This window comes from Ramlibacter paludis, from assembly GCF_022012305.1.
GTDB lineage: Bacteria > Pseudomonadota > Gammaproteobacteria > Burkholderiales > Burkholderiaceae_C > Ramlibacter > Ramlibacter paludis.
On the sequence record NZ_JAKLTM010000001.1, the window covers coordinates 158660 to 176806 of the forward strand.

Here is an 18147-nt window from a genome sequence, read left to right on the forward strand (position 1 = left end):
CAGTCCTTCTTCACTTCTTGGCCGAGGCCGGGGCGGCGGGGACAGCCGGGGTGGCCGGTGCCGGGGCGGGCATCGGCGCGGGCGCAGCCGAGGCGGCGGCGACGGCGGCGCTGGCCGGCAGGGCCGCGGTGGGCACCAGGCCGGAGGCGGCCGCGGCGGCGGCGGCGGCCGATGCGGCCTTCTGCGCTTCGCTGGCCTTGTTCACCTTCACGCGCATGCTGAAGTTGGAGACCCGGCGCTGGTCACGCGGGCTCAGGCTGACGTTCGCCGCGACGATCTCCACCAGTTCCGGCTTCGAGATCCACGGGCTGCCGGAACCGAGGTTGCGCAGCAGCTCCGAGACGCGCTCGTTCGACTGCGCCACGCCGGTCAGGCCCACCACGTCGCCCTGCTGGCGCATGCTGGTGAGGTAGACGCCGTCGGGCAGCTGCCGCACCAGCTCGTTCAGCAGGTGCACGGGGATGTTGCGGTCGGCCTGCAGGTCTTCCACCGCCTGCTGGCGCGCGCGCAGCGCGGCGATCTCTTCCTGCAGCGAGGCGATGTCCTTGATCTGGGCTTCGAGCTTCTTGGTCTCGGAGACCAGCATCTGGTTGCGCGCCTGCTGGTCGGAGATCTGCGCCGCGAACCAGAGGTAGATGCCGCCGGCGACGACCGCGCCCGCGAAGGCCGCGGCCCCCAGGGCGGCGTAGAACATCTCGCGCCGGAGTTTGCGTGCCGCCTCCCGGTGCGGCAACAGGTTGATCAGGATCACTGCATGAACCTCCGCATGGCCAGCCCGCAGGACGTCAGGTACGACGTGGCCTCACGCCGCACCTTCTTCTCGCGCACGCCGTCGCCGATCGTCATTCCCTGGAAGGGATCGGCGAGGGCGCAGGGGAAGGAAGTCTGGGCGGTGATGGCTTCGGTCAGCCCCGCCAGTCCCGCGGAGCCGCCGGCCACCATGATGTGGTCGACGCGGTTGTGCGGCGTGCTGGTGAAGAAGAATTGCAGCGCGCGTGCGACTTCCTGCGCCATGCTGTCGACGAAAGGCCGCAGCACGCCGGACTCGTAGTCCTCGGGCAGCTCGCCGCTGCGCTTCTTGCTTTCCGCCTCTTCCGGCGAGAAGCCGTACTGGCGCACGATCAGCTGCGTGAGCTGGGCGCCGCCGAAGGCCTGGTCGCGGTCGTAGAGCACTTCGTCGTTGCGGATCACCTGCATGCTGGTGGCGGAGGCGCCCACCTCGAACAGCGCCACCATCTGGTCGCGCCCCTCGTTGGGCAGCGCCTCGATCAGCCGGCCGGCGGCCAGGCGCGAGGCGTAGCTCTCGACGTCGATGATCAGGGGCTTCAGGCCCGCGGCTTCGGCCAGGCCCTGGCGGTCCTGCACCTTTTCCTTGCGCGAGGCGGCGATCAGCACCTCGACGTCGCCGGCGGAAGTCGGGCTCGGGCCGACCACGCAAAAGTCGAGGCTCACTTCGTCCAGCGAGAAGGGGATGTACTGGTTGGCTTCCGTCTCGACCTGCACTTCCAGGTCCTGGTCGCTCATGCCGCCGGGGAGGATGATCTTCTTGGTGATCACCGCGGAGGCCGGCAGCGCCATGGCGACGTTGCGCGTGCGGGTGCCGCTTTTCTTGATGACCCGCCGCATGGCCTCGGCAACCTCGTCGAATTTCTCGACGTTGCCGTCGTTGATCCAGCCGCGCTCCAGTGGTTCGATGGCGCAGCGCTCGAGGATGAAATTACCGTCCTTGCCACGGCCGAGCTCCACGAGCTTCACGCTCGAAGAACTGATATCGAGGCCCAGCAGGGGGGCGGCCTGGCGGCTGAACATTGAGCCGATTGAGATCAAACGAGTCTCCCGGACACGCCTTATTTCAAGGCGTAACAAACTTAAGATTCCACTTGAATGCTAGCAGTAACATCCTTGTCCCACAAAGGAAAAATCCGATTTGGACCCCTTCGCACGTTGTCAAAAACCGACGCGCTGGGCTGCCATACTCCGGCTGCTTAGGCGTCGCTACGTGGCGTGGCGCAGCCCTTTCCGGCCCGCGATGGATGCATTTTTATAATGGGGGCCCGGGCCGCCCCGCTGGAGTTCCATGACTTCCGATTCCGAATACGACAAGCCCGGCCCCGCCGCCCGGCCCGCCTGGCAGCGCTTCCTGCTGCGCTTCCTGGCCTGGACCTTCGGCCTCCTGCTGGCGCTGCTGGCGGTGGGGGTCACCGTCGGTGGCGTCGCCCTGGCCGTCGCCTATCCCAACCTGCCGGACATCGGCGACCTGGCGGACTACCGGCCCAAGCTGCCGCTGCGCGTGTTCTCCACCGAGGGCGTGCTGCTGGGCGAGTTCGGCGAGGAGCGGCGCAACCTCACGCCGATCGGCGAGATCCCGAAGGTGATGAAGGAGGCCGTTCTGGCCATCGAGGACGCGCGCTTCTACGAGCACGGCGGCGTCGACTACAAGGGCATGCTGCGCGCGGCGCTGGCCAACCTGGGCCGGGCCAAGAGCCAGGGCGCCTCCACGATCACGATGCAGGTGGCGCGCAACGTCTACCTCTCGTCCGAGAAGACCTTCACGCGCAAGCTGTATGAAGTGCTGCTCACCTTCAAGCTGGAACACATGCTCTCGAAGGACCAGATCCTCGAGATCTACATGAACCAGATCTTCCTGGGCAACCGTGCCTACGGCTTCGCCGCCGCCTGCGAGATCTACTACGGCAAGCCGCTGAAGGACATCACCATCGCCGAGGCCGCGATGCTGGCCGGCCTGCCGAAGGGCCCGTCCACTTTCAACCCGATCGTCAACCCGGCCCGCGCCCGCGCCCGCCAGCTGTACATCATCGAGCGCATGGAGGAAGTGGGCTTCATCACCGAGGCCCAGGCCGACGCCGCCAAGAAGGAGGAGCTGCACATCCGCACCGGCCTGCAGACCACCGCGGTGCGCGCCGAGTACATCGCCGAGATGGTGCGCCAGCTGGTCTACGCGCAGTACGGCGACGAGACCTACACCCGCGGCCTGAACGTGTACACCACGGTCAAGGCCAACGAGCAGGAAGCGGCGTACAAGGCCCTGCGCAAGGGCATCATGGACTACGAGAAGCGCCAGATCTACCGCGGCCCGGAGCGCTTCGTCGACCTGCCCACCGACCCGAAGGAGCTGGACGAAGCCATCGACGACGCGCTCGCCGACCACCCGGACAACGGCGACGTCATGGCCGCCGTGGTGCTGGACGTGAACCCGAAGAAGATCACGGCCGTGCGGCAGAACGGCGAGCGCTTCGAGATCGTCGGCGCCGGCCTGGAAGCCGCGCGCTCGGGCCTGTCCGACAAGGCGACGCCCAAGATCAAGATCCGCCGCGGCGCCGTCATCCGCGTGATGAAGACGCCCAAGGACACCTGGGAGATCACCCAGCTGCCCGAGGTGGAAGGCGCCTTCGTGGCGCTCGACCCGCGCGACGGCTCCATCCACGCGCTGGTCGGCGGCTTCGACTTCAACAAGAACAAGTTCAACCACGTGACGCAGGCCTGGCGCCAGCCCGGCTCCGGCTTCAAGCCCTTCATCTACTCCGCGGCGCTGGAAAAGGGCTTCTCGCCCACCACCATCGTCAACGACGCGCCCCTCTTCTTCGACGCCGGCGTCACCGGCGGCCAGCCCTGGGAGCCGAAGAACTACGACGGCAAGTTCGAGGGCCCGATGCCGCTGCACAACGCGCTGGCCAAGTCCAAGAACATGGTGTCCATCCGCATCCTGCAGGCCGTGGGCACGCAGAACGCGCAGGACTGGATCGCCCGCTTCGGCTTCGAGGCGGAGAAGCACCCGCCCTACCTGACCATGGCGCTGGGCGCCGGCTCGGTCACGCCGATGCAGATGGCCACCGGCTACGCCGTGTTTGCCAACGGCGGCTACCGCGTCAATCCGTGGCTGATCACGCGCGTGACCGACCACAAGGGCAAGGTGCTGGTGGACAGCCAGCCGCCGCTGCTGAACGAATCGGTGCGCGCCATCGACGCGCGCAACGCCTTCATCATGGACCGCCTGCTGCAGGAAGTGGCGCGCTCCGGCACCGCAGCGCGCGCCCAGCGCGACCTGAAGCGGCCCGACCTGTACGGCAAGACCGGCACCACCAACGACTCGATCGACACCTGGTTCAACGGCTTCCATCCGACGCTGGCCGCCATCGTCTGGATGGGCTACGACACGCCGCGTTCGCTGGGTGACCGCGAAACCGGCGGCGGCCTGAGCCTGCCGGTGTGGATCTCGTTCATGGAAACCGCGCTCAAGGGCGTGCCGGTGATGGAGCCGGCCGCGCCCGAAGGCGTGGTCAACATCGGCGGCGAGTGGTACTACGAGGAATACGCCCGCGGCGGCGGTGTCGGCAGCCTGGGCATGGGCGGCTCCGATGCCAATGGCGGCGGTGGCGCCGGCGGGGACCCGTCCGCGCCGCGCCGCGCGCCCGGCCCGTCGGGCGAGCAATCGCCGGGCGTTCCCGGCGACCGCAGCCTCAGCAACTCGGACGGGCTGCCGCCGCCGCGCAACCCGGCTGCCGCGCCCGAAGAGAAGCGCAGCATCCTGGACCTGTTCCGCAACTAGTTGAAGGTGATGGGTTGCCCGGCCTGCTGGCTGGCATAGCGGGTGAGATCGGCGAAGAACTCGCCGCTTCCCTTGCTGTCGCGCCAGGCCTGGCCGTCGAACTTGTAGTGGAAGCCGCCCGCGCGGGCGGCGAGCCACACTTCCTGCAGCGGCTTCTGCAGGTTGACGATGATCTGGCTGCCGTCCTCGAAGCTGAGCGTGATCATGCCGCCGACCCGCTGGTTGTCGATGTCGGCTTCGGTTTCTTCGTTGATGCGGTCGCAGCAGGCCTCGACGCGGGACAGCAGGGCTTCGGCGCGGTCAAGGTACTCGAGGTCGGTCATTGGGAGGAATCCGTGCTCTGGGGGGCCGGGTAAGATCGCGGCGCGCCGGCCCTCGCATTCGAAAATCCCATCTTAACCGCGCGCAGTTGTCCAGAAGAAAAGTGGGAATGGAATCCTCGAACCCCGCGCGCAAGCGCCTCGGCCTCATCCTCGACTGCGAGGGCATGGGCGACTGCCTGTTCGCGCAGGCCGTCATCAAGGTCATGAAAGCGCGGTTCGACTGCGACTTCGACCTCTTCACGCGGCAGCCCGCCCTGTTCAGGGCCTGCCCCTACGTCGAGCGCGTCTTCCCCCTGGAAGAAGCGGCCCTCAAGGCCTACCCGCACAAGACGACGCCCGTGTTCGAGCTGCAGAAGCTGTCGCACTGGCTGATGGACACCTTCGACTTCATCAGCGTTCCGCTCGGCCTGGGCGGCCTGACTTTCAGGGAGAAGCAGCTCGAGTACTTCCCCACCGAGCCCGACACCGCCGAAGCCTTCGACGTGGTGCTGAACACTTCGATGACCTGGCCCACCCGCAGCTGGCCGCTGGACAACTGGCAGCGCCTGGCCAACGAGCTGGTCGCGCGCGGCCTGCGCGTCGCGGTGGTGGGCAAGGAAGTCACGAGCACGGCCGACGGCATGGTCAAGCGCTCGCCGCCCTTGCGGGGCGTGACCAACCTCGTGAACAAGCTCTCGCTCGACCAGACCTACTACACGCTGCGCAAGGCGCGCCTGTTCGTGTCCGGGCAAAACGGCCTCTCCGTGCTGGCCGGAGCCACCGACACGCGCATCGTGGTGCTGGGCATGTCGATCGAATGGAGCAAGCGGGCGATCTACCGGAACCAGGACCCGCACTACAAGGTGACCTACGTCGACGGCGCGTGCAGCGTGTACTGCGGGCGCGAGAGAGACTGCCCGGTCCCGGAGCACAAGGGCGAGCTGCGCTGCGTTCCCGGCTACGCGCCGGTGCGAGCGGCCGTCATGGCCGCGGTCGAAGCGCACGTCCGCCCGGGAGCCCCGCGGACCGGCCAGCTGCTCGCCGCGCTACCCCTGACGCACTATCCATTGCGATTGCCGGCGACCCGCGCGCCCGACTGACGGCGAGGGCGCGAGGGGCGGAACGTACAATTTCCGCATGTCCGGTGTCTTCCTCCTTCCAGCTTGCGTCCGTTTGCGCCGGCTTGCCCTGGCCGCGGCCGGGGTCGTGCTCCTGTCCGCCTGCGGCCAGAAGGGTCCCCTCTACATGCCCAAGGGCGAGGCCGCGAGCGGCCGCGCCACCCTGGCCGACATCCTCGCGCCTTCGACCGCGGTGACGGTGCCGGCCGGCCCCGCTTCGTCGGTGCCGGGCACGGGCAAGGCCTCGCCGGTGCGCGAACCATGAGCGCCGCCAGCCTTCCGGGCCAGCCGCAGGTCCACTACCGCGGCAACGAGCTGTTCGTCGAGGACGTGCGCCTGGCCGACGTGGCGCGCGAGCACGGCACGCCCCTGTTCGTCTATTCCAAGGCTTCGATGCTGGCGGCGCTGGGCGCGTACCAGCGCGGCTTCGCCGGCCGCAAGGCGAAGATCTGCTACGCGATGAAGGCCAATTCCTCGCTCGCCGTGCTGCAGGTGTTCGCCCGCGCGGGCTGCGGCTTCGACATCGTCTCCGGCGGCGAACTGGAACGCGTGCTGGCTGCCGGCGGCAAGGGCGAGGACATCATCTTCTCCGGGGTCGGCAAGACCCGCGCCGAGATGCGCCGGGCGCTCGAGATCGGCATCCGCTGCTTCAACGTGGAAAGCGAATCCGAGCTGGAGGTGCTGAGCGCGGTGGCGCAGGAACTGGGCAAGCGCGCGCCGGTCAGCCTGCGCGTCAACCCGGACGTCGACCCCAAGACGCACCCGTACATCTCCACCGGCCTGAAGGGCAACAAGTTCGGCATCGCGCACAAGGACGCCGTGCGCGCGTACCGGCGTGCCGCCGAACTGCCCGGGCTGAAGGTGGTGGGCATCGACTGCCACATCGGCTCGCAGATCACCTTCATGTCGCCCTACCTCGACGCCATGGACCGCGTGCTGGACCTGGTCGAGAGCGTGGAGAAGGCCGGCATCGCGCTGGAGCACATCGACTTCGGCGGCGGCCTGGGCATCAACTACAGCGGCGAGCAGCCGCCCGATGCCGGCGTGCTGTGGCAACAGCTGCTGACCAAGCTGGACGCGCGCGGCTACGGCCAGCGCCAGCTGATGATCGAGCCGGGCCGCTCGCTGGTGGGCAACGCCGGCCTGTGCCTGGCCGAGGTGCTGTACCTGAAGCCGGGCGAGCAGAAGAACTTCTGCATCATCGACGCCGCGATGAACGACCTGCCGCGGCCGGCGATGTACGAGGCCTTCCACGCCATCGTGCCGGTCACGCGCACCACGGTGGCGCCCGCCACCTTCGACGTGGTGGGCCCGGTGTGCGAAAGCGGCGACTGGATAGGCCGCGACCGCAAGCTGGCGGTGGAGCCGGGCGAGTACCTCGCCGTGCTGTCGGCAGGCGCTTATTGCATGAGCATGGCGAGCAACTACAACACCCGCGGGCGGGCCGCGGAGGTGCTGGTCGATGGAAGCCAGGTGCACCTGGTGCGCGAGCGCGAGGATGCGCAGGTGCAGATGCGGGGCGAGCGGCTGCTACCGTGATGGGGAAGCCGGAGTCGCTGGCGCGATCCCGGCACTCCGGCGCTTGATCGCCCACTGCCAGACCCGCCACCCCAGCAACAGCCCGAGGATCGCCGCATACACCGCGACCTCGGCGAAGTTGTTCTTCCCCGCCCGCATCCAGAAGAAGTGCAGGATGCCCAGTCCCGCCACCGCGTAGACCAGCTTGTGCAGGTTCTGCCAGCGCTTCACGCCCAGCGCCTTGATCGCGCGGTTGAAGGACGTGGCGGCCAGGGGCGTCAGCAGCACGAAGGCCGTGAAGCCCACCAGGATGAAGGGCCGCTTGGCGATGTCCTTGCCCATGTCGCCCAGGTCGAATCCCTGGTCGAACCAGGCCCAGGTCAAGAAGTGCAGCACCACGTAGAAATAGGTGAACAGGCCCAGCATGCGGCGAAAGCGCAGCAGTGCCGGCCAGCCTGCGATGGTGCGCACCGGCGTCACCGCCAGCGTGAGGCAGAGGAAGCGCAGCGTCCAGTCGCCGGTGGCCCGCGTGAGGTATTCGGCGGGGTTCGCGCCCAGCGTGTCCGCATTCCACAGCAAGGCGCCCGCCACGCCATAGGCCAGCCAGGCGAAGGGCAGCAGCGCCGCCACGAACAGCAAGGGCTTCGCTGCCGGATGCAGCAGCACCTTTGCGGCCGAAGCCATCTCAGTAGTTCTTCTTCAGGTCCATGCCGGCATAGAGCTGGCCGACCTGCGCCTCGTAGCCGTTGAACATGAGCGTCTTGCGCTTCTTGGCGAACAGGCCGTCCTCGCCGATGCGCCGCTCGGTCGCCTGCGACCAGCGCGGGTGGTCCACGTTCGGGTTGACGTTGGAATAGAAGCCGTACTCGTTGGCAGCCGCCTTGTTCCAGGCGGTGCGCGGCTCCTTCTCGACGAAGCGGATCTTGACGATGCTCTTGGCGCTCTTGAAGCCGTACTTCCAGGGCACCACCAGGCGCACCGGCGCGCCGTTCTGGTTGGGCAGCACCTCGCCGTACATGCCGAAGGTGAGCAGCGTGAGCGGATGCATGGCTTCTTCCATGCGCAGGCCTTCGGCGTAAGGCCAGTCCAGCACGCGCGAGCCGACGAAGGGCATGGTCTTGGGATCGGCCTGGGACAGGAACTCGATGTACTTGGCGTTGCCCATGGGCTCGACCCGGTTCACCAGGTTGGACAGCGAGTAGCCCACCCACGGAATCACCATCGACCAGCCTTCGACGCAGCGCAGGCGATAGACGCGTTCTTCCTGCGCACTCAGCTTCAGCAGGTCTTCCAGCGCGTACTTGCCGGGCTTCTTCACCAGGCCCTCGATTTCCACGGTCCAGGGATTCGGCTTGAGCGTGTGCGCGTTCTGCGCCGGGTCCGCCTTGTCGGTGCCGAACTCGTAGAAGTTGTTGTAGGTGGTGGCGTCCTTGTAGTCGGTCAGCTTTTCCATCGTCGCTGCGCCGGCCACGTTGGACTTGGCACCCGGCAGCGCCGCCAGCTTGCCGGGCCGCGCAGCTTGCGCGAACGCTTCACGTCCCGCCCAGGAAGCCAGCGCCGCGCCGGCGGCCCCGGTCGCCATCCACTGCAGCATGCGGCGGCGGTCTTCGTAGACCGCCTGCGGGGTGATTTCACTGCCGGCGGGATGCTGGAATCCGTCGCGGCCTGTCCTGATCAGCATGGGCACTCCTGGTTCAAATGTCTTGGCGTTATCAGAGTACGCACGCCATTGTGACCAGGATTCAAAATCAGAGTTCGCCGTAGCTGTGCAGGCCCGAGAGGAACATGTTGACGCCCAGGAAGGCGAAGGTCGTGACGGCCAGGCCGACCAGCGCCCACCAGGCGGACACGGTGCCGCGCAGGCCCTTCATCAGGCGCATGTGCAGCCAGGCCGCGTAGTTCAGCCAGACGATCAGCGCCCAGGTTTCCTTCGGGTCCCAGCTCCAGTAGCCGCCCCAGGCCTCGGCCGCCCACAGCGCGCCGAGCACGGTGGCAATGGTGAAGAAGGCGAAGCCGACCGCGATGGACTTGTACATCACGTCGTCCAGCACTTCCAGCGCCGGCAGGCGGCTGGCGATGTGCTTGCGGGTGGCCATGATGCCACCGACGATCAGCGCCGCGACGCCGAAGTAGGCCGTCCAGTAGCTGACGCTGCCTTCCACCGACTTGCGGAACACCACGGGCAGCACGCACAGGAGCACACCCAGCACCCACAGCGGCGCCAGCTTGTACCAGCGCGTCTCGGTGGCCTGCTTCTTGATCAGGTAGGCGAAGGCCACCATCGCCGACAGCGAGAAGGTGCCGTAGCCGATGAAGTTGGCCGGCACGTGCAGCTTCATCCACCAGCTCTTGAGGGCCGGCACCAGCGGCTGGATCTCGTGCGCTTCGCGCGCCACCGAGTACCACATGAGGAAGCCCACCGCGGCGCTCACCACCAGCATCACGAAGGCGCCCAGCGAGCGCGTGCCATACTGCTGTTCGAAGTAGAGGTAGAAGGCGGTGGTGAGCCAGCAGAACAGCACGAACACTTCGTACAGGTTGCTCACCGGGATGTGGCCGATGTCCGGGCCGATCAGGTAGCTCTCGTACCAGCGCACCAGGGTGCCGATCAGCGCCATGCCGACCGCGATCCAGGCCAGGCGCGAACCGATCGCTTCCATCGCCCCGGACTGGCCGCGCGCGAACATGCCGAACCAGTAGAACAGCGTGCTCATGACGAACAGCACGCTCATCCAGAGGATCGCCGACTGGCTGGAGAGGAAGTACTTGAGCCAGAACACGCTGTCGGCCCGCGCCAGGTCGCCCTGGTAGGCCACGATGCCCAGCAGCGCGAAGGCGGCGACCAGCAGCATGAGGACGCGCGTGGAACGCCAGAACCATCCCATCCAGATGGCGGCCGGCATCGCGCCGAGCAGGATGCCCTTCTCGTACACGTCCATGTGCTGGCCGTAGCGCGCGAAGGCGAACAGGCCGCCGGCGACGACGACCAGCGCGAACAGCCAGTCGAACGGCGAACGGCGCGAGAAGAAGCCCTCGGAGAGGGTGATGGTGGTGGTGGTCGTGGCGGTGTTCATGGCTTTGTCCCGAGGATGCGGTCCCGGAGCCGGTCGAATTCGCGGTCGACTTCCAAAAGCTTGCGGTTGCTCGATAGCGCCATCCGCGCCTGCGAACCCGCCCCTTGCGGAGTCAGCCAGACCCAGAGCCGGCGCTCCCGCACGTACAGCATCGCAAAAACGCCGAGGATCAGCAAGGCGCAACCCAGATAGACGATCAGGTGGCCGGGGGATCGCGTGACCTGGAACACGCTGGCCTGCACCTGCTTGAAGTCCTGCAGCTGGAAGGCCAGCGGCGCCGGATAGGCAAAGGCGTCCGACAGCGCCAGCACCGCCTGGGTCATGAAGGCCTGGGTCTTCTCGTCGCGCGGCAGCGGCGCCAGGCCGGCCTGTTGGCGGCTGGCCTGCGCCAATTCGAACAGCGCACCGTTCAGGATGCGCACCAGCACTTCGCCGGCGCGGGCGCGTTCGCCTTCGGGCACGTTGGCTTCGAGGAATTCGGAAACCGCGAGCAGCCCGCCCGGCGCCTTGCCCGAGCCGGCCTCTGCGCCGGCAAACAGCGACAGCGCGCGGCTGGTCGACAGGGCCAGCTGCTTCGCCAGCTCCGGCTTGGCCGGGTCGGTGGCCTGGCGCGCGTAGCTTTGCACGGCCTTCTCGCGCAGCGCGGCGTCGTTCAGTGCGCCCCGCAGCCGGAAGAAGCCGTCGATCGACCCCTTGTCGTCGGCCGGCACGCGCAGGTAGCGGAAGCTCTCCGCCGGCGAATCGCGCATGCCGAACAGGAACACCGGCACGCCGTCGCCCAGTTCCACCGGCAGCATGTAGTTGTTGAACTCGCGCGCCTGGCCGGAAGCGTCGCGCAGCTTGTACGCGATGCTGGGGCCGACGTTGCGCAGCGTCTTCTTGTTCTGGATCTTGTTGGCGGCGCCCAGGCGGCCTTCCAGCGAATCCTTGAGCGAGTCGCGCAGGTCCACCTTGCGCGGGTCCATGCCGCTGCCCGTGCCGTTGCCCGCGAGGTTCTCCACGTTGATCACGCGCAGGCCCGTGTATTCCAGCGTCAGCTTCTCGGCGCCGGCCTGCTGGCCGCGCGTGAGCTGGGTCGTCGAGCCGATGGTGCCGTCGACCTCGAAGGTCTTGTCGCTGCCGTCCAGCGCCACCGACTTCAGCTTCACGCTGGAGCCGCCGTCGTCGAAGCTCGATTGGTAGATCTCGATGCCACGGTGGCTGGCCGGGTGGTTCACCTCCACGCGCGCCGGGATCGCCTCGCCCGTCTCGCGGTCGTGGATGATGATCTCGCTGGCGAACAGCTTCGGCATGCCGGTGGAGTAGAAGTCCACGATGAACTTCTTCAGCTCGATCGAGAAGGGCAGCTCCTGCAGCAGGATGCCGTCGGACTGGTTCAGGATGGCCGTGGAGGACTGCGTGCCTTCGGCGACCAGCAGGTTGCCGCGGAAGGTGGGATTGCTGGTGGGCAGGCGGTGCTTCGCCGGCACGTCGGAGATCATGCCGCCGCCGTTGTACGGCTGCTTGCCGCCCCACAGCATCTGGGCGCGCACGATCAGGTCGCCATCGAGCAGGCCGCCCAGGCAGACCAGCACGATCGCGCTGTGCGCCGCCAGGTAACCCAGCTTGTTCAGGCTGCCGGCCTTGGCGGCCACCATCCAGCCGGCGTCGCCGCGCTGCTGCAGGCGCACCTTCCAGCCGGCGCCCGCCAGCGCCTGGCCGACGTTGCGCGCGGCGGCCTCGGGCGTTTCGGCCAGCGTGCCTTCGGCCCGGTGGTGGAAGGCCAGCAGGCTCTGCTCGCGGATGTTTTCCTTGAAGGCCTTGAGGTCGGCGACGATCTTGGGCGAATTGCGCGCGATGCACAGCGAGGTGCTGGTCACCAGGAAGGCCAGGATCAGCAGGAACCACCAGGCGCTGTAGACCGCATTGAGCTTGATCGCCATGAACAGTTCGGCCCAGAACGGACCGAACTGGTTGATGTAGTTGCCCAGCGGCTCGTGCTGCTTGAGGATGGTGCCGATCACCGAAGCGATGCAGATCACCGTCAGCAGCGCGATGGCGAAGCGCATCGACGACACCAGTTCCAGCAGCGCCCGCGCGCGGGTCGCGTCGCGGCGGACAGGCGTGGCTGGAAGGGTGGCTTCGTTCATCGGTTCCGGAAGTGAAAAGGCGGGCCCCCTCGCGAGGTGCCCGCCCTTCTTGGTCTTGTTAACGGCGGTTTAGTTCAACAGCAGGCGCTGTCTCAGCGCAGGCCGGCGATGTAATCCGCGACGGCCTTGATCTCGCGGTCGTTCATCTTGGAGGCGATCGCCGTCATCTGCGCGCTGTTCTTGCGGCCGCCTTCGCGGAAGGCGACCAGCTGCGCGGCGATGTAGTCGGCATGCTGGCCCGAGAGGCGCGGGTACTGCGAAGGCACGCCGGCGCCGTTGGGGCTGTGGCAGCCGGCGCAGGCGGCAACGGCGCGGTTGGCGATGCCGCCGCGGTAGATCTTCTCGCCGCTGGCGACCAGTTCCTTGTCCTTGGCGAAGCCGGCCTTGCCCTTCTGGCCGCCGACGTAGGCCGCGATGTTCTTCATGTCCGCGTCGGTCAACTGCGCGGCGAAGCCCTGCATGATGGGGTTCTGGCGCTTGCCGCTCTTGAACTCCTGCAGCTGCTTGACGATGTAGTCGGGATGCTGCTGCGCCAGCTTGGGGTTGGCGGGCGTGCCGGAATTGCCGCCGGCCCCGTGGCAGGCCGCGCAGACGGCGTCGAACTTGGCGGCGCCGGCATTGGCGTCGACCTTGGCGGCCATCTGGGGCGCCGGGGCGGCAGGAGCCGCAGCCGGGGCGGCAGCGGCAGCCGGCGCCGAAGCGGCGGGCTGCGCTTCGGCGGCGGGCGTGGCGTGCTGGGCCAGGGTCGGGAGCGCGGACGCCGCCAGCACGAAAGCCAGCAGCAGGGAGACGGGCGACTTGGTCACGGTATTCTGGTTTGATTGGCGCAAAACCCGGTGATTCTACAATGCCCCACCAAGCCCTCCCCCCGATCGCATGACCACCTCCCCGGGCCCGCGCGCCCCCGCTTCCCCCGCCGCGCAAGCCCTTGGCTGGCTGCACACCGCCCGTTTCCTCACCACGGCGCCGCGCCTGGAGCATCTTCCAGCGGTCTCCGTGCCGGAGATCGCCTTCGTCGGCCGCTCCAACGCCGGCAAGTCGACCTGCATCAACACCCTGACGCAGCAGAAGCGCCTGGCCTTCGCGTCCAAGACGCCGGGCCGCACCCAGGCGATCAACCTTTTCGCGCTGGGCAAGCAGGGCGAGACCGACGCCATCCTGGCCGACCTTCCCGGCTACGGCTATGCCGCCGTGCCCAAGGCCGACAAGATCCGCTGGCAGCAGGTGATGGCGAATTACCTCGTCACGCGCGAGAACCTCACCGGCGTGGTGATGCTGTGCGACCCGCGCCACGGCATTACCGAGCTGGACGAGATCCTGCTGGAGGTGATCCGCCCGCGGGTGGAGGAAGGCCTGAAGTTCCTGGTGCTGATGACCAAGTCGGACAAGCTGAACCGGCAGGAGCAGAACAAGGCGCTGTCGATTGCGCGACTGCAAACCGGCGGCGGAGAGACGAGACTGTTTTCCGCGCTGAAGCGCGAAGGCATCGAAGAGACGGCCTTGACGCTCTTCCAGTGGGCCCACCCGGCGGAACCTCCCGCAGCTCCCCAAGCTCCCGACTCGCCATGATCCAGACCTGGCTGCAGCCTCTCCCCCACGGCATCACCCTCAGTTGCCGCGCGGCCGGAGAGCGCGGGCGGCCGGTGCTGCTGTTCCTGCACGGCTTCCCGGAAGCTGCCTTCGTCTGGGACGAACTGCTGCTGCATTTCGCGCGCCCCGAAAACGGCGGCTACCGCTGCGTGGCGCCCAACCTGCGCGGCTACGAGCAATCGAGCCAGCCGGCCGACGTGGCCGCCTATCGTGCCAAGCACCTGGTGCAGGACCTCGTGGCCCTGATCGACATCGAGGGCGCGCCGCTCGACTGCCTGGTGGCGCACGACTGGGGCGGCGCCGTGGCGTGGAACCTGGCGAACCAGCGGCCCGAGCTCGCGCGCAAGCTGGCCATCATCAACTCGCCGCATCCCGGCACCTTCCTGCGCGAGCTGCAATCGAATCCGCGCCAGCAGCAGGCCAGTGCGTACATGAACTTCCTGGTGCGCCCGGACGCGGAAGCGCTGCTGCGCGAGGACGGCTACCGCCGCCTCCTGGGCTTCTTCGGCAACCCGCCGTGGCTGACGGAGGAGCTCAAGCGCCGCTACATCGAGGTGTGGGACGCGAGCCTCACGGGCGGCTGCAATTACTACCGCGCCTCGCCGGTGCGGCCGGGAAGCGCCGACACGGTGAACCTGCCGCGCGAGATGCTCACCGTGGACATCCCGACGCTGGTGCTGTGGGCGATGGAAGACATCGCCTTGCCGCCCGAGTTGATCGAGGGGCTGGATGACTACGTGTCGCAGCTGACGCTGGAAAAGGTGCCGGGCGCGACGCACTGGATCGTGCACGAGCGGCCGGCTTTCGTGGCGGAGCGGCTGGCGGCGTTCCTCGCGCGCTGACGCTCAATAAACCCCAGGCTCCCCCGGCGGACGCGTCTTGAAGCGCTTGTGCACCCAGTAGTACTGCTCCGGCATTTCGTCGATGTAGTGCTGCAGCTCGGTGTTCATGCGCGCCGTGTCGGCTTGGAGGTCACCGGTGGGGAAATCGCCCCACGCCGGCAGCACTTTCACTTCGTAGCCCGTAGGCGTGAGCTTCGCCACCACGGGCACCACCTTCGCCTTGCCCAGCCGCGCAAAGCGCGACAGGGACGGCACCGTGGCCGCCTGCACGCCGTAGAAAGGAACGAAGATCGATTCCTCCGGCCCGAAGTTCATGTCCGGCAACAGGTACATGACGTCCCCCGCGCGCAGCGCCGAGACGATCTCGCGCACGCCTTCGCTGCGGCTCATGGGCCGCGCGCCGCCGAAGCGGTGCCGCCCCTGCAGCACCCAGGCGTCGACCACCGGGTTGCTTTGCCGCGTGTAGATGCCGATGAAGCGGCGGGCCACCTGCTGCGTGAGCGCGGTGACGCCGGCATCGAGGCCGACGAAGTGCGGCGAGAACACGATCGCCGGATCCTTGCCGGCGAGTTCGTGCACCGCGCCGGTCACGAGCAGCCGGCGCCGCACGACCTCGGGGTCGGCGTGCCAGAGCCAGCCGCGATCGAGGAAGGATTGCGCCACCAGGACGAAGTGCGCCCGCGCGGCGCGGCGGCGTTCGCGCGGCGTCCACTGCGGGAAACACAGGCGCAGGTTCACGTTCACCACGTGCCGGCGCGGCCACACCACCCAGTACAGCAGGAGGCCGAGCCCCGTGCCCAGCGCCCGCACCCAGGCCAGCGGCAGCGTGGCGAGGAAATGCATGAAGCGCACGCCCAGCTTGCTGATCATGGCGCCAGCTCCTCGCGCGGCGTCTTGTAGCGGGCATAACCCCACAGGTACTGGCGCGGGCCGGCGCGCACCAGGCGCTCCATCTGCGCGTTGACCTGCGCGGCGGCCGCTTCCTGCACCGCCGGAATCTCGCCTTCCCACGCCGACACGCGCACGCAGTAGCCACGGCCGCCCGGCAGGCGCTCGCCCCAGATCAGCAGCAGCACCGCGCCGGTCTGCTGCACCAGCCGTGCCGGCAAGGTCATCGTGTAGGCGGCCTTGCCGAAGAACGGCGCCCACACGCCCAGCCCCTGCGGCGGCACCTGGTCCGGCAGCAGGCCGATCGCGCCGCCCGCCTTCAGCGCGCGCAGCATCTGCCGCACGCCGGCCAGCGTGGTGGGCGCGGTGGCGAGGTTGGGCCGCGCGCGGGCCGATTCGATGATCTCGCGCAGCCAGGGCTTGCGCGCCGGCCGGTACAGCACGGTGACCGGTCCGAAGCGCTGCGCATAGGCCTGCGCGGTGATCTCGAAGCAGCCGAGGTGTGGCGTGAGGAACACGACACCGCGACCTGTGGCACGCGCGGCCTCCACCAGTTCGGCGCCCACCCATTGCACCGGCACCGGCGCGCCGAACCAGAGCCGGGGCGCTTCGGCCACCAGCCGGCCGGCCTCGCCGACGGCGCGCCGCACCTCGGAAAACGAGTAGCCCGCCTGCTGCGCATTGGCGATGAAGCGCCGCCGGTAGGTCGGCGACGCGAGGAAGGCGATCCATCCCAGGAGCGCGCCCATTACATGCAGCAGGGGGAGGGGCCAACCGGAAAGCGATTGGAAGAGTTTTTTCACGCGGGTTAGAATCGGGGCGTCGCCGAGTTATGGAACTACTTGCAGGGCGACGTTAAAAAATTTCTGCTAAAGCGTTCGCCAGAGCTCCGGCACAAGGCAACGCGCCTTTCAGTCATCGACGGAGTGTATTCAAATGGCGAACGATTTCCTCTTCACTTCCGAGTCCGTGTCCGAAGGCCATCCCGACAAGGTGGCCGACCAGATCTCGGACGCGATTCTCGACGCGATCTTCAAGCAGGACCCGCGCAGCCGCGTCGCCGCGGAGACGCTGACCAACACCGGCCTCGTGGTCCTCGCGGGCGAGATCACCACCAACGCCCACGTCGACTACATCCAGGTCGCGCGCGACACCATCAAGCGCATCGGCTACGACAACACCGAGTACGGCATCGACTACAAGGGCTGCGCGGTGATGGTGGCGTACGACAAGCAGTCGAACGACATCGCCCAGGGCGTGGACCACGCGTCCGACGACCACCTGAACACCGGCGCCGGCGACCAGGGCCTGATGTTCGGCTACGCCTGCGACGAGACGCCGGTGCTGATGCCCGCGCCGATCTACTACGCCCACCGCCTGGTGGAACGCCAGGCGCAGAAGCGCAAGGACGGCAGCCTGCCCTTCCTGCGTCCGGACGCCAAGAGCCAGGTCACGATGCGCTACGTCGACGGCCGGCCGCACAGCATCGACACCGTGGTGCTGTCCACGCAGCACAGCCCCGAGCAGAGCGACGGCCACAAGATGAAGTCCTCGTTCACCGAGGCCATCATCGAGGAGATCATCAAGCCGGTGCTGCCCAAGGAGTGGCTGAAGGAAACGCGCTACCTGATCAACCCGACCGGCCGCTTCGTCATCGGCGGCCCGCAGGGTGACTGCGGCCTGACCGGCCGCAAGATCATCGTCGACACCTACGGCGGCGCCTGCCCGCACGGCGGCGGCGCGTTCTCGGGCAAGGACCCGTCGAAGGTCGACCGCTCGGCCGCCTACGCCGCGCGTTACGTGGCCAAGAACATCGTGGCCGCCGGCCTGGCGCGCCAGTGCCAGATCCAGGTGGCGTACGCGATCGGCGTGGCCAAGCCGATGAACGTGACCGTCTACACCGAAGGCACGGGCGTCATCCCCGACCACAAGATCGCCGAGCTGATCAACGAGCACTTCGACCTGCGGCCGAAGGGCATCATCCAGATGCTGGACCTGCTGCGCCCGATCTACGAGAAGAGCGCCGCCTACGGCCACTTCGGCCGCGAGGAGCCGGAGTTCAGCTGGGAGCGCACCGATAAAGCGCAGGCGCTGCGCGCGGCGGCCGGCCTCAAGTAAC

General features: G+C 67.9%; 17 protein-coding genes. 7 read left to right on the forward strand and 10 right to left on the reverse strand.

The genetic code is table 11. From position 1 onward, the window contains the following. Positions 1-10: 10 nt before the first annotated feature. On the reverse strand, positions 11-751 hold the full coding sequence (locus tag LZ009_RS00795; RefSeq protein ID WP_275695975.1) for a PilN domain-containing protein: 741 nt from the start codon (positions 749-751) through the stop codon (positions 11-13). Then, entirely contained in the window at positions 748-1827 is a 1080-nt protein-coding gene (locus LZ009_RS00800; protein WP_275695976.1) for a pilus assembly protein PilM, read from the reverse strand. The genes LZ009_RS00795 and LZ009_RS00800 overlap by 4 nt, the downstream gene beginning before the upstream one ends. A 250-nt stretch (positions 1828-2077) precedes the next feature. On the opposite strand from LZ009_RS00800, the gene LZ009_RS00805 reads away from it, so the two are divergent. Further along, positions 2078-4567, forward strand: a complete 2490-nt coding sequence (locus tag LZ009_RS00805) for a penicillin-binding protein 1A (protein WP_275695977.1) — start codon at positions 2078-2080, stop codon at positions 4565-4567. On the opposite strand, the gene cyaY is transcribed toward LZ009_RS00805, so the two are convergent. After that, the gene (gene cyaY / locus LZ009_RS00810) at positions 4564-4890 is read right to left on the reverse strand and encodes an iron donor protein CyaY (protein WP_275695978.1); all 327 of its coding nucleotides are present in this window, start codon (positions 4888-4890) and stop codon (positions 4564-4566) included. The genes LZ009_RS00805 and cyaY overlap by 4 nt on opposite strands. Positions 4891-4997: 107 nt before the next feature. On the opposite strand from cyaY, the gene LZ009_RS00815 reads away from it, so the two are divergent. Genes LZ009_RS00815 through lysA form a run of 3 tightly spaced genes read left to right on the forward strand, consistent with a single transcriptional unit; the run spans position 4998 to position 7526 of the window. Further along, positions 4998-5969, forward strand: a complete 972-nt coding sequence (locus LZ009_RS00815; protein WP_275695979.1) for a glycosyltransferase family 9 protein — start codon at positions 4998-5000, stop codon at positions 5967-5969. A 37-nt stretch (positions 5970-6006) separates the two neighbouring features. Beyond that, a complete protein-coding gene (gene lptM / locus LZ009_RS00820; RefSeq protein ID WP_275695980.1) occupies positions 6007-6252 on the forward strand; it encodes an LPS translocon maturation chaperone LptM in 246 nt (81 codons plus the stop codon). After that, positions 6249-7526: a diaminopimelate decarboxylase gene (gene lysA / locus LZ009_RS00825; RefSeq protein ID WP_275695981.1), complete on the forward strand. Its 1278-nt coding sequence runs from the start codon at positions 6249-6251 to the stop codon at positions 7524-7526. The genes lptM and lysA overlap by 4 nt, the downstream gene beginning before the upstream one ends. On the opposite strand, the gene LZ009_RS00830 is transcribed toward lysA, so the two are convergent. The 5 genes from LZ009_RS00830 to LZ009_RS00850 form a co-directional block, all read right to left on the reverse strand. Next, positions 7518-8189: a protein-methionine-sulfoxide reductase heme-binding subunit MsrQ gene (locus LZ009_RS00830; protein WP_275695982.1), complete on the reverse strand. Its 672-nt coding sequence runs from the start codon at positions 8187-8189 to the stop codon at positions 7518-7520. The two genes, lysA and LZ009_RS00830, sit on opposite strands and share 9 nt — an antisense overlap. 1 nt (position 8190) lies before the next feature. Next, positions 8191-9186 carry a protein-methionine-sulfoxide reductase catalytic subunit MsrP gene (msrP, locus tag LZ009_RS00835; RefSeq protein WP_275695983.1) on the reverse strand — a complete coding sequence of 332 codons (996 nt, stop codon included), beginning with the start codon at positions 9184-9186 and terminating at the stop codon, positions 8191-8193. 67 nt (positions 9187-9253) lie between these two features. After that, positions 9254-10579 (reverse strand): c-type cytochrome biogenesis protein CcsB, encoded by a 1326-nt coding sequence (gene ccsB, locus LZ009_RS00840; RefSeq protein WP_275695984.1) that lies wholly within the window; start codon positions 10577-10579, stop codon positions 9254-9256. After that, positions 10576-12708, reverse strand: coding sequence for a cytochrome c biogenesis protein ResB (locus LZ009_RS00845; RefSeq protein ID WP_275695985.1), 2133 nt, complete (start codon positions 12706-12708; stop codon positions 10576-10578). The genes ccsB and LZ009_RS00845 overlap by 4 nt, the downstream gene beginning before the upstream one ends. Before the next feature lie 92 nt (positions 12709-12800). Beyond that, the gene (locus LZ009_RS00850) at positions 12801-13451 is read right to left on the reverse strand and encodes a c-type cytochrome (RefSeq protein WP_275697089.1); all 651 of its coding nucleotides are present in this window, start codon (positions 13449-13451) and stop codon (positions 12801-12803) included. A gap of 133 nt (positions 13452-13584) precedes the next feature. On the opposite strand from LZ009_RS00850, the gene yihA reads away from it, so the two are divergent. After that, positions 13585-14277 carry a ribosome biogenesis GTP-binding protein YihA/YsxC gene (gene yihA / locus LZ009_RS00855; RefSeq protein ID WP_275695986.1) on the forward strand — a complete coding sequence of 231 codons (693 nt, stop codon included), beginning with the start codon at positions 13585-13587 and terminating at the stop codon, positions 14275-14277. Beyond that, positions 14274-15140: an alpha/beta fold hydrolase gene (locus tag LZ009_RS00860; protein ID WP_275695987.1), complete on the forward strand. Its 867-nt coding sequence runs from the start codon at positions 14274-14276 to the stop codon at positions 15138-15140. The genes yihA and LZ009_RS00860 overlap by 4 nt, the downstream gene beginning before the upstream one ends. Positions 15141-15143: 3 nt before the next feature. On the opposite strand, the gene LZ009_RS00865 is transcribed toward LZ009_RS00860, so the two are convergent. After that, complete coding sequence (locus LZ009_RS00865) at positions 15144-16010, reverse strand: LpxL/LpxP family acyltransferase (protein ID WP_275695988.1); 867 nt, start codon at positions 16008-16010, stop codon at positions 15144-15146. Further along, positions 16007-16777 carry a lysophospholipid acyltransferase family protein gene (locus LZ009_RS00870; RefSeq protein ID WP_283254107.1) on the reverse strand — a complete coding sequence of 257 codons (771 nt, stop codon included), beginning with the start codon at positions 16775-16777 and terminating at the stop codon, positions 16007-16009. The genes LZ009_RS00865 and LZ009_RS00870 overlap by 4 nt, the downstream gene beginning before the upstream one ends. 187 nt (positions 16778-16964) lie before the next feature. Here LZ009_RS00870 and metK point away from each other — a divergent pair, with 187 nt between their 5' ends. Continuing rightward, on the forward strand, positions 16965-18146 hold the full coding sequence (gene metK, locus LZ009_RS00875) for a methionine adenosyltransferase (RefSeq protein WP_275695990.1): 1182 nt from the start codon (positions 16965-16967) through the stop codon (positions 18144-18146). Position 18147 lies beyond the last annotated feature (1 nt).

What these genes read in the sequence shown, in the direction of transcription:
- ccsB (WP_275695984.1), bottom strand. Translation starts at nt 10,579, where the DNA reads ATGAACACCGCCACGACCACCACCACCATCACCCTCTCCGAGGGCTTC.
- yihA (WP_275695986.1), top strand. Translation starts at nt 13,585, where the DNA reads ATGACCACCTCCCCGGGCCCGCGCGCCCCCGCTTCCCCCGCCGCGCAA.
- LZ009_RS00870 (WP_283254107.1), bottom strand. Translation starts at nt 16,777, where the DNA reads ATGGGCGCGCTCCTGGGATGGATCGCCTTCCTCGCGTCGCCGACCTAC.
- LZ009_RS00805 (WP_275695977.1), top strand. Translation starts at nt 2,078, where the DNA reads ATGACTTCCGATTCCGAATACGACAAGCCCGGCCCCGCCGCCCGGCCC.
- lptM (WP_275695980.1), top strand. Translation starts at nt 6,007, where the DNA reads ATGTCCGGTGTCTTCCTCCTTCCAGCTTGCGTCCGTTTGCGCCGGCTT.
- msrP (WP_275695983.1), bottom strand. Translation starts at nt 9,186, where the DNA reads ATGCTGATCAGGACAGGCCGCGACGGATTCCAGCATCCCGCCGGCAGT.
- LZ009_RS00845 (WP_275695985.1), bottom strand. Translation starts at nt 12,708, where the DNA reads ATGAACGAAGCCACCCTTCCAGCCACGCCTGTCCGCCGCGACGCGACC.
- LZ009_RS00860 (WP_275695987.1), top strand. Translation starts at nt 14,274, where the DNA reads ATGATCCAGACCTGGCTGCAGCCTCTCCCCCACGGCATCACCCTCAGT.
- LZ009_RS00865 (WP_275695988.1), bottom strand. Translation starts at nt 16,010, where the DNA reads ATGATCAGCAAGCTGGGCGTGCGCTTCATGCATTTCCTCGCCACGCTG.
- LZ009_RS00815 (WP_275695979.1), top strand. Translation starts at nt 4,998, where the DNA reads ATGGAATCCTCGAACCCCGCGCGCAAGCGCCTCGGCCTCATCCTCGAC.
- lysA (WP_275695981.1), top strand. Translation starts at nt 6,249, where the DNA reads ATGAGCGCCGCCAGCCTTCCGGGCCAGCCGCAGGTCCACTACCGCGGC.
- LZ009_RS00830 (WP_275695982.1), bottom strand. Translation starts at nt 8,189, where the DNA reads ATGGCTTCGGCCGCAAAGGTGCTGCTGCATCCGGCAGCGAAGCCCTTG.
- metK (WP_275695990.1), top strand. Translation starts at nt 16,965, where the DNA reads ATGGCGAACGATTTCCTCTTCACTTCCGAGTCCGTGTCCGAAGGCCAT.
- cyaY (WP_275695978.1), bottom strand. Translation starts at nt 4,890, where the DNA reads ATGACCGACCTCGAGTACCTTGACCGCGCCGAAGCCCTGCTGTCCCGC.